This window comes from Meiothermus sp. CFH 77666, assembly GCF_017497985.1.
Taxonomy (GTDB): Bacteria; Deinococcota; Deinococci; order Deinococcales; family Thermaceae; genus Meiothermus.
This window is the reverse complement of sequence record NZ_JAGDFV010000021.1, coordinates 1-15,718: the sequence shown is the minus strand read 5'-3', so window position 1 is coordinate 15,718 and position 15,718 is coordinate 1. Positions and strand designations below refer to the sequence as shown.

Genomic DNA, 15,718 nt, shown 5'->3' with positions numbered 1-15,718 from the left:
CGCTGGTTGCACGGATATGGTTTTGAGGGCACGTTGTCCCGTGGTAGCAAGAGAACATTCGAGTCATTCTGTCTGCCAAACACGGTCAATGACCCCTCCCCCCTTGTGGGGGAGGCCGGGTGGGGGGTTTTGGCGAAATCGAGCTTCCAGAGTAGATGTCCGCTGAGTGAATTTCTTATGCATCGTGTGGAGCAAATAATCCAGACCGTGCTCTGGCAGGCTCGCTGGGTCATGCTACTGCCGGTGGTGGGCCTTTTGGCAGGAGCGGTGTACTTTGCCCTGCAAACGGGCCTCGAGGTCTGGCGGGCGCTCAGCTCGAACAGCCTGGAAAAGGCCCTGCCCCTGATGGTGGGGGCCGTAGACCTAGCCCTTTTGGCCTCGGTGCTCATCATCTTTGCGCTGGGGCTCTACGAACTCTTTATTGCCGAGGTCACCCGGCTCGAGGGTAGCCTGAATAACGTACTCAGGGTGCACAGCCTCAACGATCTCAAGACCAAGCTGGGCCAGGTCATCCTGATGATTCTGGTGGTGAAGTTCTTTGAAAAGGCGCAGGCCTTTGCGCCCAAAGGGGCACTGGATTTCCTATTCTATGCTGGAGCCGTAGCCCTACTGGGGGCGGCCTTGTGGCTGGTGCAGGCCCGGGAAAAACCCGACAAATAACCTTTAGTTATCCTTGAGATAACAAAAAGTGGCTTGCAAACCGATTTTTTAGCGGCATACTATAAGCTGGAGGTGACACAACTTGACCAAGCGTAACCTTTCCTTACTTTTTTCTTCGGCCCTGATTCTGTTGGGTCTGGGAGCCTACCTGTTCAGCGCTCAAACCGCCGTGGCCCAGGCCAGCCCCCTCTATGCCCAGTGCCAGGGCTGCCACCAGCCTACCGGCGCAGGCGTGCCCGGCGTCTTCCCCCCGCTAGCAGGCCATGTGCCCGAAATTCTGGAAGCCAAAGGGGGCCGCGAGTTCCTGATCCAGACCCTCCTGTACGGCCTGCAGGGCCAGATTACCGTTAAGGGCACCAAGTACCAGGGTGTAATGCCCGCTTATGCCCAGCTCAAGGACGAAGAGATAGCCGGCTTGCTCAACCATATCTCGACCCAGTGGGGCAACAAGTTCCCCGCTGGTCAGAAAGCCTTTACCGCCGAGGAGGTCAAGGCCCAGCGCGCCAAGACCATGACGGCGGCCCAGGTGCTGGAAGCCCGCAACAAGCTCGGCCTCAAGTAGCTTTACGGTGAAACACGGCTCGGACACTTCGTTCCGAGCCTTTCTGCATGTTTTGGCTAGATTATTTTGCGGAGTATCGTGGCTATCTGCCCTTTGCCCAGCTCCACATTGCCTGAAGCGGCCTGGGCCTCCCAGGCACTTAAGTACTCTTCCAAAATCACGCTGGCTACAGAGTCCATGGCCTTTCGGGTGGCGTTGATCTGGTCGAGTAGCTCGCTAAAGGGACGACCCTCCTCGGCCATGCGCTGCAGGCCCCGCACCTGGCCTTCAATGCGCTTAAAACGCCGAAGGATGCCCTCCAGGGTTTCGGGGTCGCTGAAGGTGCCGTCTAGCTTGGGCCTACCTGCGTTCATGTTCTTTCTCCACTCAGAGCCGCTCTTGCAGCCACTCCGGGGTGATCTTGAGGAAGAAGCTGTTGAGCTGGGTGTAGGTGCCGGTTAGCAGCAGGATGCCTACCGCAATCAGAACCAACCCTGCGGCGATCTCCACCGCATGGGAAAGCCGCGCAGCACGTTTGAGGAAGGCTCGAGCCCTATCGGCAAAGAAAGCCACCAGCAAGAACGGCACCGCCAGCCCCAGGATGTAGGCCACCAACAGATGCACCCCCCCGCCGGTTGCGGTAAGGGTGAGGATGCCCCCCAGAATTGGGCCGATGCAGGGGGTCCAGCCCAGCCCCAGCACGATGCCCAGCACGAAAGCTCCCCAGGGGCGGTCGGTCGCACCTTCGTAGCGCAGATTCACGCCCCATTTGGGCTTGAGGCCCAGCATGTAGAGCCCCAGCAGAATCAGCACCCCGCCCCCAATGCGGCCCAGGAGATCGCGATGCTCAAACAGCAAGCCCCCTAGCAGGGTGAAGGGCAGCCCCAGCAGAAAGAAAATGGACGAGAAGCCCAGCACGAAGAAGACCGCATTGCGTATGGGACGGCCCTGCTGCCCCCCCAGGTAGAGTAGGTAGGTGGGCACCAGGGGGAGTACGCAGGGCGAGAGGAAGGAGAGAACTCCCGCCAGGAAGGCTATGGGTAGGCTCAGGGTCATACCGTGCGGCTTTTAGGAGGACATACCTCCAATACTTGATGGGCTGGTGAGTTGGCGTGTTAGACCTCGAGGGTTGGAATCTACCTGCTAGCTAGGCTCTGGGCAGTTCCTCGAACAGGTTTGTCCATACATTTATAACCTGGCCGCCTCCGCTGGTTTGGCCTGTTTCGATGGCTTTGATCACCGTTAGAGAGCGCATGTCCAGCTTGTAGAGGTTGCCATCGGCGTTCGAGAGGTAGCCAAAGCGGCCATCCCTGGTGAAAACCACATGGCCCATCCTGCCTTTCCCGATGACCAGATCCTTCAGGGTGCGCAGGCCAGGGATGTCAATCACGGTGATTACATTGTTGCCGTAGTTGGTAGCAATGGCCCTGCGCCCGTCTGGCGTGTTATAGGCATGCCCAACGCCGGTGCTGGCACAGCTCACGCGGTGAACAAGGCGCTTGGTTCGAGTGCTGTAAAAGGCCACCTCACGGCCTCGTAGATTGTTGCCCGGCCCGCGGTTGAGGGCCATGAAGTAGCGTCCATCTTGAGTGAAGTTACCATGGTGGGCCTCAACAGCTTCCTCCCCAATGAGGGGCATGTCCATCTGGGCCAGGACAGGCAGCCCGGACTGGGTCAGGTCGTAGACCACAATGCCGGGTTTGACCTGGGCATTGCCCTCATGGATCAACCAGAGTTCTTTACCATCCGGGCTGATGCAGGGGTAGTGAGGTACACTGGGCGATTTGTAGGTGCGTACCGACCAGTCGGTGGTATCTACCACTATTAGCCGGTCGTCTACCCGATCCATTGAGTAGAAGTAACGGCTATCCCAGCTCCAGGCATTATGCATGGAGGTTACGCCCTTGGGCTGGTTCTGCACCGGTATTTCAAGGGTTTTTTCGATGCTGTCATCCTGAGTTCGGATGAATACCAGCCGTAGTTTTCCATCGCTCAGACCCCAGTGATCCACGCCGACCCGCTGGCCGTTTGGGCTTACCAGACCATGCTTGGGCCTGTTGCCGGTCTCGAGTACCTTGGCCACCCGCAGGTTTTGCATGTCGAGTACCACCACCCGGGTCTCACCCTCGGCGGCGCCGCTCACATAAACCTTCTTCGCATCGGGCGTCATGCTTCCCAGGGTAGCCCCACGAGCGGTATCCAGACTGGCTACGAGTTGGTCGTTACGGCTGTCCACAATGAACGCTTTCGCGTTTGCGTTTAGGAAGACCACGTAGTCTGACCAGACCACCGAGGAGGGTTGCGCCGCGGCCTGTTGGACGCCTTGTGCGGCGGCCAGGCTTGCGGCTGTCGCCCCAAGTGTCTTGAGTACATCGCGACGGCTCACTTCACTCATCCGAAACCTCCTGGAGAGCAATGTTGTAATCCTGGCGGAAAAGCCAGCCAGCCTCGGTGGCTTAACCCAGCACCGGGCAGGTGGTGGGGGCTTTGGTGTGTTCGGCGTAGGGTATCACGGTGGCTTTGGCCACCTCCTCGCGGGCCCGGGCGGTGGTGCGGAACAGGTCGCGCAGGGCCTGGTTCTGGGCGCGGAAGAAGGCGTCGAACTGGGGGTTGCCCAGGAAGCCCACGGCGTAGGCTTCGTCCTTGGCGGCGTCGTATTCCAGGGCCACCGCAGCCAGGGCGTGGGGGGCCGGGCCGCCCTTCACCTCGCCGCCCTTGGTTACGTCGAAGGCCGAGAGGTGGGCGCAGCAGACCATGCGGGGGCCCCTGTTTCCTTCGGGCTTGTAGTAGCCCATCGCACCCAGGTTGGGGGCCGCGTAGCTGTAGGCATGGGGGCAGATGCTGGTGTAGGCCACGATGTTTTTGCCTTTGCCCACTCCCCCCGTCCAGCGGTAGTTCTTGCCATCGGGCATTTTTACATCTACCGGCGACAGCTCGGCGTCCACATTTACCAGAATGTTTGGCGTGGCCGCAAACGGATAGGCAAAAACATACGGCTCGTGGGGCTTCAGGCTGCTCAGCTTAAAGGGGTTGCCGGCTTTGTCTACCAGCAGGGCCTTCTGAAACGCATTGACGTTGCTCTGGGCTCGAACGAACTCGAGCATCCCCAAAGGCGACAGCTTGAGCAATAGGCCCAGCGAAGCGCCCTTCGCCAGTAAATCGAGAAAGTTGCGACGATCCATACAGTTACCTCAGGGGAGCTTGAGCCAGGGGAAGCGCTTCTGGGTGCTGGGGTCGAGCTCCAGCAAAGCCCGGGCGGGCATCTGCACTTTGGGCAGGGTCTGAGCGTTCATTGGCTCGCTTTCATCAATAACGCCGTTCTGGTAGAGAATGTAGGCCACCACTGCGTAGACCTCGTCGTTGCTGAGGATGCCGGGGGTGGCAAAGGGCATGGCCCGGCGGGTGTAGTCGAAGAGGGTGGTGGCGTACTGCCAGTAGTTCCCGATGGCAAAGTCCACCGAGTCAACCTCTTTCGTGATGGGGAAGGGCTCGGAGACCAGCCGGGTAAAAGCCCCGCCCTCGCCGGTTGCGCCGTGGCAACTGGCGCAGTGGGTGGCATAGACCTTGGCCCCCTCGTCTACGGTGCCCTGGCCGGGGGGCAGGCCCACCCCATTGGCCAGGATGGAGGGCCGGATATTCCACTCCTGCACCTCCTGCTCGGAGAGCGGGGTGCCGATCTGGTAGCGCCCCTGGGCCAGCACCAGAGCCGACAGGGCCAGGGCCGAAAGGGTGATGTAGAACCACTTGCGCCGCATCAGGACTCACCTCCACAGCCGCCCCGCCCCACCGCGCCGAGCCGCTCGGGCGCTCCGGCCAGGGTTTTGTCGCCGTTGACCACCTTGCCATCGGCCCCGATCCGCCAGGCCTGGATGGCGTTGTAGTGGTAGCGGTTGTTGCGGGCCCACTTGGCAAAAAACTCCTCCTGGGTGGGCTGGGTGTTGCCTTTTTCGTCCCAGGCCCGGCTCATGATGACCGTCTCCTTGCCGTCCCAGACCCAGTTGTATTTGAAGCGTACCACCGAGAGGGCGTCGGGGGCGGGCTCGAGGTTGGCCCGTTTCCAGGTCTTGCCGCCGTCCAGCGAAATTTCCACCCGGCGAATGCGCCCGTGCCCGCTCCAGGCCAGGCCGCGAATCTCGTGGAAGCCTCGCTGAATCTGCTGCAACCCCGAGGGGTAGGTGATGATGGACTCGGGATCCATAACCCAGGTAAAGGCCCAGATTTTGCCGTCGGCCATTACATCGGTGTACTCCGAGGTCTCGTCTTTGCTCATCACCGGAGTGTCGGTTACCTGGATGCGTCGCAGCCACTTGACCTGAATGCTCCCCTCCCAGCCCGGCACCACCAGCCGCACCGGGTAGCCCTGCTCGGGCCGGATGGCCTCGCCGTTCTGGGCATAGGCCACCAGTACGTCGTCCAGGGCCTTATCCAGCGGCAGGCTGCGGGTGTAGGCTGCGGCGTCCTGGCCTTCGGGAATCAGCCAGCGGGCCCCCTCCTTGATGCCGGCCTCCTTGAGCAGGATGGAGAGGGGCACGCCCGTCCAGGAGGAGTTCGAGACCAGGCCCCGGCTGCGGGTGGCGGTCAGGGTCATGTCGGGGGGGTTGCGGTAGCCGTTCTGCCCGTTGCCGGCGCACTCGATGAAGTAGGTGCGGGTCACCGAGGGGAAACGCTTGAGGTCTTGCAGGGTGAACATCAGGGGGCGCTCGACCATGCCGTGAATCACCAGCCGGTAGTCGGCGGGGTTCACGTTGGGCACCCCACCGTGGTGCCGCTCGAAGTGCAGCGAGCTGGGGGTGATGATGCCCTCGAGCTTCTCCAGCGGCGTGAAGTCGGCCCCCGTGTGGCGGCTGCGCAGGTTGGGGGAGATGTAGCGAATCACGTCTTTCTCAAACTCGCTGCGTTCCCCGTACTCGCGCAGGGTGTTTCCCAGAATCTTCATGGTGTCGGTAGCGCCCGGGGGAATCTTGCCCTGGGCCAGCCCAGGTGAGAGCTTCACGAAAGCCCCGGCGGCCACACCCTTACCCAATAACTGGAGGAGTTTTCTACGGTTCATGCCTTACAAATCTCCGTGAAAAGGAGGTGGGGTGCAAAGCCCCACCCCCGCTGGTTTTAGGTTTCGGGCCCGAACATATCGCCCCACAGGCCCCGGGCCCACTCGAGGGCCAGAGCGCCGTTTTGTTTGGAGCGCTGGTTGTCTACCGTAGCCTGCTGCCGCACCTGCCGGGCCGCTTCGTCCCAGTTGTGTTTGTGCGAGACCCAGATGGACTCCTCAGAGTTCACAAAGCTGTAGCAGATGTTGTCGGGCAGCGGGTTGGGAATCTCGGCCAGTTGCTTACCGGCGATGCGCTGGGCAATATGCTCGGCCACGATCTTGCCGTCGTTGTAGGCCACCTGACCGCTCTTGGGGTAGGGGACATTCCCCATCACATCGCCAATCACGTACACTCGGTCGTCGCGCTCGGAGAGGAAGGTGGGGAGGCGTACGTTGGCCCAGCGGTCGCCCAAGCCTGCGGTGCGCACAATCTCGCCGGCCTTCATGGGCGGGATGATGTTGGCCAGGTCGAACTCGAACTCACCCAGACTGGTCTTGACGGTCTTCTTGGCGTAGTCAATGGCGGTTACTTCGGCCTGGGGGATGTACTGGATGTAGTCCTTGTAGAGGTCGTTGAAGGCCGCCGTGAAGCCGGGGGCCTTAGAGATGGGGCCGGGGTTAGCATCCAGCACGATCACCTTGCCCTTGATCTGGTTGGTCTTGAGGAAGTAGGCCAGCATGGCCGCCCGCTCGTAGGGGCCGGGGGGGCAGCGGTAGGGCGGGCGGGGAATGGCCAGTACGATATCCCCCCCTTCAAAGTTATCGAGCTGGCGTTTGAGGGCGATGTGCTCGAAGGGCTTGAAGCCTACCGGCAGGAACTGCTTGACCTCGCTATAGCCCTGGATGGCCTCGTACATATAGTCAATGCCGGGCGAGACCACCAGGTAGTTGTAAAAGATGATGCCGCTGGTGGTGCGCACGTAGCGTCCGGCCCGGTTGACCTCGATGGCCCGCTCGTTGACGAAGGTGACCCCTGCCTTGACCACGTTGGTGTAGTCGAAGACCAGGAAGTCCAGATCCTTCACCCCACCCAGGTAGAGGTTGCTCATGGGGCAGGACATGAAGGCCGGGTTTTTCTCAATCAGTACCACCTCGATGTTGGGGTTCTTGCGGCGCAGATGGCGGGCCGTGCTGATGCCGCCCCAGCCCCCACCGATAATCACCACTCGGTTGCCACGAGCCGGCCCCAGCACACTGCTGGGCTTGCTGAAAAACTCCTGGGCAAAGCCGCTACTGGCTGCCGTGGCCCCGATTAATGCACCGGCCTTGAGAAACTTGCGACGCGTCACTTTGCTCATATTCCCTCCCGTAACCCGAGCCACTCCAGAGGGTGCTCCTCCGGTCGCACTAGTGTGCTTGGGCTTGACCATGAGATTATCAGATTTTGTCCAAGCTCACAAAAGCTATAACCAGCGGTTATGTCCTTTATTGCTGTGGGCGATATGGTTGACCCCCGACCCCTTCCAGAATCTGGCTCATGACCCGCCGGGCTTCCTGGAGCATACCCATGGTGGCTTGGCTCTGGGCAACCCCAGGCATAATGCCCATTAACATCGGCTCAATGGCCCCCACCAGGACACCGCCCTGCATGGGCACCACAAAGAACCGGCAGGGTGCTGCAAAGCCCCCGGCGGGTTGGGTCTTGAACATCTGATAGGCCCACTCGCTCTTGCAGGGCTGAATACCCACCACATTACCCATTTTGACCGAGGGCAGCACATTGAGCCCGTTATTACCCAACTCACTCTCAATCAGCAGGGTCAGCTCGTCTGCATTGCCGCCCTCAACCATGTACATCAGGGCAGGCATCATGCCGGAGCTGGGGTCGGGCATCATGGCCGGGGCTATCTTGCGGGGCAGGCCCAGGCTGGCAATGACTGCTTTGAGCTTGGCCCCCAGCAAGCGGCTTTTAGTATTCTTGACCCCCAGCATGCCAAACATCAGATCGGGGTCGAAGGTGCCCACAGTGGTCACACCGGGCCGAGCGGCGTGTACATAGATGGTCGGCGGCAGGATGATGGCGGTCATGAAGTTCTCCTGCACAGCGGCCAGCACGCCTGCTTCGGGCTCCAGTACCATCAGCAGGTAGTCCGGGAAGTCAGACTTGAAGTTCTTGACCTGCCCCCCCAGATTGAGGGTGCGGGCTACCTTAAGGCCTTGGGCGTTCACCGCCGCTTCGACGCGGGCCTGGGCGTCGGCCACGCTGACCCCGCGCAGGGTGGTTTCCAGCGATTGGGCCAGGGCTGAAAGCGACAGGATAAAGCCTACGATAAAGATCCATTTGTTCTTCATAACCCTCCTTCAGGGTCTCTGCACCGGCAGGTTGAGCTCGAGCCAGCTTCTAAACCCCCCACTCAGATTTTTGACTTCGCGGTAGCCCAGGGCCCGCAGGTAGGCTGCGGCTACCGCGCTCACGTGCCCGGTGCCACAGTACACCAGGATGGGCTTGTCCTTTTGTTTGGGAAGTTCGCTCAGGCGGTCGGGGAGCTGACTGATGTGGATTTGCACTGAGCCCGGTATGAAGCCCCTGGCCCGCTCCTCGTTGGTGCGCACATCCAGGATGAACGGCTCAAAGACCTCTACGAAATCCCGGGCTTCGGCGGCGTAGAGCAGGTAGCTGGCCGGGTTGATTTTCTTGAGGAAGCTGCCCATCTGTAGAAGGGCTCCTGGGGTCATCTCCTGGGCGAACCCCAGGCTGCCCAGCAGCATCAGCACAGGCCAGACTCTACGCATGTGTTCCTCCTTTAGCGGGTGAAACCCGGCAACTCGGTGAACTTGTTCTTGCCCTTGGTGGCCTCGGCCAGCATGTAGATGGAAAGGGCGATGTAGGGTTCAGAGTAGTACTCGGGCGGATGGATGCCCACCGACTCGTAGCAGAATGCAATGCGGTCTTGCAGGGTGTAGAGCTTGTCGGCCTCGAAGCGGTAGGCGGGCCACTCGTTGGAAAGGCCCTGGCGCGGGCTGCGCACCGGCGAGAGCCGCACCTTGCCCCCGGCGTAGCTGTCATGGCAGATGGCGCAGTTCATGTCGCGGTCGCCCGCCCGGTGGAACCATAGCTCCCGGCCCAGGTTGTACATGGCAATTTCCTGAGAGGTTTTGGGCACCACGTTGATGGGCATCTCGGTGGACTTGGAGGCCACGAAAGCGGTGAGGGCCTTCACGTCGTCGCGCTTGATGTCCTGTGGGCGGAAGCCCTGAAGGTTGACCATGCAGCTCACGATGCGGGTCTCGAGGTCTTCCACCCTGCGGGTATCGGCAAAGTAGCGGGGCAGCTGGGTCAGAGCCCCCTCGAGCTTCCCCGGCCCCAAGCCGAAATCGCAGGCCTCGAGGGAGACATTCTTGGGGCCCCGCTTCTGGGCAAAAAGCTCCTCGCCCTGGGCGGCATACAGCTCGCCGGGCAAGATGCCGGCGGTCTGGCGGAACAGCTCCCGCTGCCGCTCGGCTTCCTTGTAGGGGTCTACCTCTTGCTGCTGGGTGAGGGCAATACCGAGGCCCAACCCCAGCGCCAACAAAAATCCAATCCACAGGCTGCGGTCGCGCATGGCATCACCTCTTGGCGTTCACCGGCGAGGCCGGGTCGAGCAGGAAAGCGGTTACGTGGGCGGTTTCTTCGGGGGTAAGGATGCCGTGGTGGCCCGCCCGGTACATGAGCGAGCAGGGCATGGAGGCCCAGGCGTTGTAAATCTTGTCGTAGGTGTACTTGACCACCGGTTCGCTGGTGCCGCGCTGCCCATAGCCCACCAGCCCCGGCCCCATGCGCCCGGCTCCGGCCTCTCTGGGGTCGCCGGTGTGGCAGGCGTAGCAGTTGCCCTTGCGGGGGTTGGTGAACAGGGCCTCGCCCTGTTTCCAGTCGCCCATCAGCTTGCCGTTGGCGGGGTATTTGATAAGAGCGCGCTGACGCTCGAGGAAGGCCCCTACCAGCTCGGGGGGTATTTTGTCGCGGTACTGTGAGCAAAGCGCTTGATCGGGGTCTTGTTTCATGGTTTCGGCAAACTTGCTGCCACCGCTGTTGATGGCCTGCTGAACCCGCTGCTGGAAGGATCCCTGCTGAGACAGGGTAAGCCCCATCAGAAGTACGGCCAGTAAACCAACCAAATGTCTGCTTTTCACCTATAGACCTCCTTCTTATCCAGGTAACACATAGCGTTGATCCAATACCCGCATGCTGGGGCGCGGGGGGATGTTGACGGTTTTGACCTGCTTCAGATACTCGGCGATGATGTCGTAGATAGGCCGGGGGGTGTATTTTTCCACCAGGGTGCCGCTGCGCTGCAAGCGCCCGCCAAACGAAGCCAGGGTGTACTCCCGGTTGGGGTCGAGACGGCGGCCCCGGATGGCTACGTTGCGGACGCGCTGGCCGGTGGGGGCATTTACCGCCAGGTCGTAGGAGAGCCCGAAGACCCGGCTCATGTCCCCGCCCTGCTGATAGAAGGGGTCGGGGTTGAAGGTGTTGGCGGCCACATCCTCGAGAACCGCCTGCAAGCGCTCCCCCTTGAGCCGGAACACGTACACCTCAGGGTAGGTGTAGCCGGTGTAGGCCAGGACTTTGTCCATGGTGATGGGCTGGCCCGGCAGGATGGCCGTACCCCAGCGGGTGCCGGTGCTGAAAGCCACCTCGACCTCGGGGTAGGCTGCCTGCACGGCCCGGCAGGCCAGCTCGTCGAGGGTGGAGTAGGTGGAGTCGCGCTTGTAGAGCAGGGTCTCGGTGGTGCCCAGCACCTGATCCAGGTAATCCAGGTGTGGTGCGTAGGTCTCGCGGATGAAGGCCTCGAGCGCCGGGTCGGGCTTGATCAGGTTGGTGGCTACCGGCAGGGTGCGGGCTCGCAGGTCGGCAATCCCGCCTTTCTTCATCTGCAAGTCCACCCGCACCACCGCCTTGCCGGCCGACCCCCCGGCTACCAGCCAGGTGTTGCCCACCCGGATGGGGGCGGGGGTGAAGTCGTGGGTGTGGCCGGTGAGGATCAGGTCAATCCCCTTGATGCGGGCTGCCAGCGCCAGATCCAGTGGCACGCCGTTGTGCGAGAGCATCACCACTGCATCCACGCCCTTGCCGCGCAGTTCGTTCACGTATTTTTGCAGCTCGTTTTCCCTAACACCAAAAGAAAGCCCCTCGGAGAACTCCTCCGGGTGCGAGACCTTTACATAGGGGAAGCTCGAGCCGATGATGCCCAGGCTGTAGCCCCCGATCTCGTGGATGGCATAGGGCGGGTAGATGGGGTCGCCAAAGAGGTCGTCCACTATATTGAAGCTGACCACCCGGGCTTTTAGCTCCTTGACCAGCTCCTCCACGCGCTCCCGGCCCAGGGTGTACTCCCAGTGGAAGACCATGTGGTCGAAGCCCACCCGGTTCATCCAGTCCACCACCACCTGCCCTCTGGTGCGCAGCGAGATGCCGGAGTTGGTCCAGGTGTCGCCGCCATCCAGTACCAGGGTGCGCTTCTCGCCCGCCTGGGCTTTTTGCTGCTTGATAAGGGCCCCGATATAAGCCCCACCCCCCATGGGCCCAAAGCGCTGGGCCAGCGTCGCAAAATCTACCGAGGAGAATGCGTAGGCCTCGAGGCTACCCCGCCGGAGGCCGTAATAGCGCAAAAAGGCCTCGCCGGTCAGGTAGCCGGGTTTGCCCTCCAGCGCCTTGGCGGCCAGTAGGTTGGGCGGCTCCATAAAGTAGTGGGGCCGTAGTTGAGCGTGCAGGTCGGTGTTGAAGAGCAGGGTAACGTTGCCAAAGGGGGGAAGGTCGTACAACTGCTCGGGACGCTCCATAGCCTGGGCAAAGGCTTTGGGGGAGGTCATGCCCAGAGCCAGCAAGAGTTGTACCAGTTCACGTCGGGTCATAACACCTCCGTTCCCAGGCCCAGATACCCGCCGGGGAGCGATAAGATTCGAGAAGTTAGCGCTTCAGCGCCGGTTTGGTGTTGAAGTCCGAGGCCGGGTCGAGCAGGTAGGCCACCACGTGGGCGATCTCCTCCGGCTTGAGCAGGCCGTTGTGTCCGAAGCGGTACATCACCGTGCAGGGGAAGTAGGCCCAGGTGTTGTAGATCACCTCGTAGGTGTATTTCTGCATGGCCTCAGAGGTGCCCCGCTGGCCGTACTTCTCCAGGCTGGGCCCCACATTCCCCCCAATGTTGAGGGGCGAGCCCACATGGCAGGAGAAGCAGTTGCCCCGCGCCAGGGTGTTGAAGATGGGCTCGCCCTGCTTCCAGTCGCCCATCAGCTTTCCATCGGCAGGGTACTTGATGCTCCTGCGCTGCTCTTCGATGAAGGGGCCCAGCACCTCGGCGGGTAGCTTGTTGCGATGAATGGAGCAGAGCGCCTGATCGGGGGCCTGCCGGAGGAGCGTGTTGGCGTAGTTCTGGCCTCCGGCCTGGATTAGCCGTTGGAGCTCGGCGTTAATGTACGACGGGTTGGTTTGACCGCTGGCCAGGCCCAGGAGCATAAGCAGCAAGGTGGGTAGATAAAATCGCCGCACAAGACCTCCCTAGCGTATGAAACCGGGCAAGTCCATCCGCGCCCCTCTGGCCTGGGTGTTCATGAAGAGGGTCAGAGCGATGATGGGCTCGGAGTAGAAGTCGGGGGCCGGCATGCCCAGGTTGGCGTAGCAAGCTCGGATGCGGTCGGCCATGGTCCAGGCCTGGTCGTTGGAGTAGCGGAAGGCCGGCCAGTGGCTGGCGGCGCGTTTGTCCTTGAGGATGTCCGAGTAGGGAAGCACCCCCGCCCGCTTACCCACGTAGGTGACGTGGCAGGTCGCACAGCCCATATCCCGGGGGCCGGCCCGCAGGTAGAAAAGCTGCTCCCCAAGTTCGTAGAGCTTTTTCTCCTGGGGCATCAGGGGCCGCACCGTTACGGGTTGCTCGTTCGACAAGGAGGCTATGTAGAAGGCAATCGCGACCACATCGCTGCGCCGGATGTCCTGCGGCTGGAAGCCCTGGAGCCGAATCATGCAGGTGCGGATGCGCGAGTCGAGGTCTTCTACCTTACGGGTATCGAAGAAGTAGCGGGGCAGCCGGCCTACCACCCCTTCAAGCTTCCCCGGCCCCCGACCAAAGTCGCAGGCCTCGAGGGAAGCGTTTTTGGGGCCGCGCCTGGCCTTGAAAAGCTGCTCTCCTTGCTCTACGTACAGGTCACTGGGCAGAATGCCCCCGCTCTGCTCCAGAAGCTGCTTCTTTTGCTTCTCGGCCTCCTTGACCGGATCGTCCTCTTCCTGGGCCAGTACCACCAGACTAAAGAGGGCCAGAACTGCCGCCCCTACCAAACGCCAGAAGCGACCCATGCAAACCTCCTATGCCAGGGTGAGGTCTGCGGTTTTCTCGCCGGTTTGGCCTGTGAGATCCTTGCAGGTGACCTTGATCTGACCTGCTTTGCTGGCCTTCATCTTGAAGGCAAACAGCGGGTTGGCGCTGGTGCCAGGGCCGGGCTTGACCTGGGCAATAAGTTGATTGTCCATCAGAACGTTAAGTTCGGTGATGTGGTCGGCGGGAATCACCTTACCGCTGGCATCCCGACGGGTGCCGGGTTCCATAGCGTGCTGGGCGACAATCTGTATACGCACTTCCTCGCCCGCCTTGGGCTTAGCAGGACTAAAACGAACCAGTAAATTAATCGGCATTGCGCACCTCCTAACCGCAGCCACCCACGGTGACCCGTACCGACTGCGAAGCCATCAAGAACTTGCCGTCTTTGGTCTCAACAATGGCCCGTACGGGCGCGGTTTCGGCTACCCGCACGCGGGTTGCGTAGTAGGGCAGAACCCCATTGAGAATCACCGTGAAGAGCAGCGGGTTGGCGTTCTTGTCGCTGAAGCAGTGAATGGCCTTGACCTGATCGGCGGGCAGGCTGGCTTCAATCTCCACCGGCACGTTGGCGCCCGACTCGGCGATGGTGGGGGCGACCAGCTTGACCTGCTGTGATACGGTCATGTCTTTGAAGCCTTTGCCCAGCACCTGTTGCAAACCCTTCTCTAAGTTGGCCAGATCCTGGCCCTCGAGGGCTGCTGGTGCCTGGGTTTGAGCCAGCGCAGAAGTCAGCTGGTTGGCCAGCATCGTTCCGGCGACGGCCCCTGCCGACGCTTTCAAAAAAGTCCTTCTATCCACAACCTTCACCTCCTGCTTTCGCACAGATTTGCTGAAGCTCTTTCAGAAACTGCGCGCGGGTACGGCTGCCAAACAGCCGCCCCACTTCTTTCCACGTACCCCCCTGGGGTACGAAGAAAACCAAACTGGGGGTGCCAAAAGCCCGCATCTGGGCGCTTAGAGCGCGGCCCTCGAGGCTCTGGCTATCCACACTGGCCACCACAAAGCGGTGAAGGAGGGTTCTCGAGACCGCCGCATCGGAAAAGACATGGGTGTTCATCTGGTCGCAGTAGGGGCAGGTCTCGCCCCAGAAATAGACCATCAGGATGCGCCCATACGATTGGGCATATTGGCTGGCCTGGGCGTAGGGATACCAGCGGTCAAAGTCCACCCCCTGGGCTTTGACCATCATCAAAGCCACCATTGCTGTCGCATAAAAAAACCGAATCATAACGCACGCGCGGTTTTGCAGTACCTTTACTTTTATACTACCCCAGGGTATACACGTCAACAGATCAGCAAACCTTTGGCTCGCTTTCGAGGTGTCAACCTTGCTTGCTAAACGTGGTTTCATCGCCTCACCATCCGACTATTCCATTTGGATATAACAATCATCACCCTCAGTTAGTACATCGTCGTAGAGATGTCCGTACACCTCCGGGTTTCCGGGAGGGATTGAAATAGAGCCCCCTCCCTACCACTTAGGGAGGGTGGGGGAGGGTATTGGGTGAGGCCCTCAACCGCCCGAGTGCGCAAAGTCGCTGCTCAGCAACCCCACCTAACCTCCCCCACACGGTAGGGGTGGAACGAAAAGGTTTCTGCTACGGCTTTTGCAAGAGCGTACTGCATAGTTCGTGCTGCAATGGACACTTTGTACGGGTATTTATACGACTCTGCAGTTAGTACAGCGTCGTAAAGGAGCCTGTACACTCTGGCGAACGTTGGCTCGAGCGCTTGCCAACCAATCTTTCAGGTGGCAGCCGTCATATAAAGGGAAAGCCCCGAAAGGGGTGGAAAATAAAGAGGAGGAGAGACGAAGTCGTCAAAGGCTAGAAGCCACTCGCAATGCAACCCGTCCCTCCTCTTTATGCTTTGCGGAGCCCCGCTAAAACTGGTACGGCCAAGGGTCTGATGACTCCAAATGAAGAGAAACAGCGAGCAACAGGGAAAGGAGCAGCAGGGAAGACTGTTGGGGGTGGGGATAGATGTGAGCAAGGGGAGCTTGGCAGTAGCCATGAGGTATGAGACGAAGGAGGTGGAGGTTGAATATCGTAATGATGAGGAAGGGATCCGTGAGCTAATCGAACAACTACGACCCAAATCCGCAAAACCAGCAGGGCTGTCAGCTACAGAACCCTGCAG

20 protein-coding genes are annotated in these 15,718 nt (G+C 60.8%); 3 read left to right on the top strand and 17 right to left on the bottom strand.

The window, feature by feature from the left end:
* Window positions 1-177: 177 nt before the first annotated feature.
* Window positions 178-660: a YqhA family protein gene (locus tag J3L12_RS11355; protein ID WP_208015176.1), complete on the top strand. Its 483-nt coding sequence runs from the start codon at window positions 178-180 to the stop codon at window positions 658-660.
* Window positions 661-787: 127 nt separating this feature from the next.
* On the top strand, window positions 788-1,222 hold the full coding sequence (locus J3L12_RS11350) for a cytochrome c (RefSeq protein ID WP_243455178.1): 435 nt from the start codon (window positions 788-790) through the stop codon (window positions 1,220-1,222).
* Between the two features lie 56 nt (window positions 1,223-1,278).
* Here J3L12_RS11350 and J3L12_RS11345 read toward each other — a convergent pair whose 3' ends face one another.
* The 17 genes from J3L12_RS11345 to J3L12_RS11265 all read right to left on the bottom strand — a co-directional run bounded on the left by J3L12_RS11345 (window position 1,279) and on the right by J3L12_RS11265 (window position 14,780).
* Complete coding sequence (locus J3L12_RS11345; RefSeq protein WP_208015174.1) at window positions 1,279-1,575, bottom strand: metal-sensitive transcriptional regulator; 297 nt, start codon at window positions 1,573-1,575, stop codon at window positions 1,279-1,281.
* Between the two features lie 13 nt (window positions 1,576-1,588).
* Window positions 1,589-2,257 carry a cytochrome c biogenesis CcdA family protein gene (locus J3L12_RS11340; protein WP_208015173.1) on the bottom strand — a complete coding sequence of 223 codons (669 nt, stop codon included), beginning with the start codon at window positions 2,255-2,257 and terminating at the stop codon, window positions 1,589-1,591.
* A 91-nt stretch (window positions 2,258-2,348) separates the two neighbouring features.
* Complete coding sequence (locus tag J3L12_RS11335) at window positions 2,349-3,596, bottom strand: twin-arginine translocation signal domain-containing protein (protein ID WP_208015172.1); 1,248 nt, start codon at window positions 3,594-3,596, stop codon at window positions 2,349-2,351.
* A gap of 61 nt (window positions 3,597-3,657) precedes the next feature.
* Complete coding sequence (locus J3L12_RS11330) at window positions 3,658-4,383, bottom strand: Rieske 2Fe-2S domain-containing protein (protein ID WP_208015171.1); 726 nt, start codon at window positions 4,381-4,383, stop codon at window positions 3,658-3,660.
* A 9-nt stretch (window positions 4,384-4,392) separates the two neighbouring features.
* A complete protein-coding gene (locus tag J3L12_RS11325; RefSeq protein ID WP_208015170.1) occupies window positions 4,393-4,956 on the bottom strand; it encodes a cytochrome c in 564 nt (187 codons plus the stop codon).
* Entirely contained in the window at window positions 4,956-6,251 is a 1,296-nt protein-coding gene (gene soxC / locus J3L12_RS11320) for a sulfite dehydrogenase (protein ID WP_208015169.1), read from the bottom strand. The genes J3L12_RS11325 and soxC overlap by 1 nt, the downstream gene beginning before the upstream one ends.
* Window positions 6,252-6,307: 56 nt before the next feature.
* Window positions 6,308-7,588: an FAD-dependent oxidoreductase gene (locus tag J3L12_RS11315; RefSeq protein WP_208015168.1), complete on the bottom strand. Its 1,281-nt coding sequence runs from the start codon at window positions 7,586-7,588 to the stop codon at window positions 6,308-6,310.
* A gap of 127 nt (window positions 7,589-7,715) precedes the next feature.
* On the bottom strand, window positions 7,716-8,582 hold the full coding sequence (locus J3L12_RS11310) for a translation initiation factor 2 (protein ID WP_208015167.1): 867 nt from the start codon (window positions 8,580-8,582) through the stop codon (window positions 7,716-7,718).
* 9 nt (window positions 8,583-8,591) lie between these two features.
* A complete protein-coding gene (locus J3L12_RS11305; protein ID WP_208015166.1) occupies window positions 8,592-9,023 on the bottom strand; it encodes a rhodanese-like domain-containing protein in 432 nt (143 codons plus the stop codon).
* A gap of 11 nt (window positions 9,024-9,034) precedes the next feature.
* Window positions 9,035-9,832 (bottom strand): sulfur oxidation c-type cytochrome SoxA, encoded by a 798-nt coding sequence (gene soxA, locus J3L12_RS11300; protein WP_208015165.1) that lies wholly within the window; start codon window positions 9,830-9,832, stop codon window positions 9,035-9,037.
* Window positions 9,833-9,836: 4 nt separating this feature from the next.
* Window positions 9,837-10,358, bottom strand: a complete 522-nt coding sequence (gene soxX, locus J3L12_RS11295) for a sulfur oxidation c-type cytochrome SoxX (protein ID WP_208015233.1) — start codon at window positions 10,356-10,358, stop codon at window positions 9,837-9,839.
* Between the two features lie 57 nt (window positions 10,359-10,415).
* Window positions 10,416-12,122, bottom strand: coding sequence for a thiosulfohydrolase SoxB (gene soxB / locus J3L12_RS11290; RefSeq protein WP_208015164.1), 1,707 nt, complete (start codon window positions 12,120-12,122; stop codon window positions 10,416-10,418).
* 55 nt (window positions 12,123-12,177) lie between these two features.
* Window positions 12,178-12,756 (bottom strand): sulfur oxidation c-type cytochrome SoxX, encoded by a 579-nt coding sequence (soxX, locus tag J3L12_RS11285; RefSeq protein WP_347708888.1) that lies wholly within the window; start codon window positions 12,754-12,756, stop codon window positions 12,178-12,180.
* Between the two features lie 9 nt (window positions 12,757-12,765).
* The gene (gene soxA, locus J3L12_RS11280; protein ID WP_208015163.1) at window positions 12,766-13,557 is read right to left on the bottom strand and encodes a sulfur oxidation c-type cytochrome SoxA; all 792 of its coding nucleotides are present in this window, start codon (window positions 13,555-13,557) and stop codon (window positions 12,766-12,768) included.
* A gap of 9 nt (window positions 13,558-13,566) precedes the next feature.
* On the bottom strand, window positions 13,567-13,893 hold the full coding sequence (soxZ, locus tag J3L12_RS11275) for a thiosulfate oxidation carrier complex protein SoxZ (protein WP_208015162.1): 327 nt from the start codon (window positions 13,891-13,893) through the stop codon (window positions 13,567-13,569).
* Between the two features lie 10 nt (window positions 13,894-13,903).
* Window positions 13,904-14,377, bottom strand: a complete 474-nt coding sequence (gene soxY, locus J3L12_RS11270) for a thiosulfate oxidation carrier protein SoxY (protein WP_208015161.1) — start codon at window positions 14,375-14,377, stop codon at window positions 13,904-13,906.
* Entirely contained in the window at window positions 14,370-14,780 is a 411-nt protein-coding gene (locus J3L12_RS11265; RefSeq protein ID WP_208015231.1) for a thioredoxin fold domain-containing protein, read from the bottom strand. Before J3L12_RS11265 ends, soxY begins: the two co-directional genes overlap by 8 nt.
* A 717-nt stretch (window positions 14,781-15,497) precedes the next feature.
* Between J3L12_RS11265 and J3L12_RS11260 the strand changes: the two genes are divergently transcribed.
* The coding region (locus J3L12_RS11260) for a hypothetical protein (RefSeq protein ID WP_208015160.1) at window positions 15,498-15,718 on the top strand (221 nt) is incomplete at its 3' end.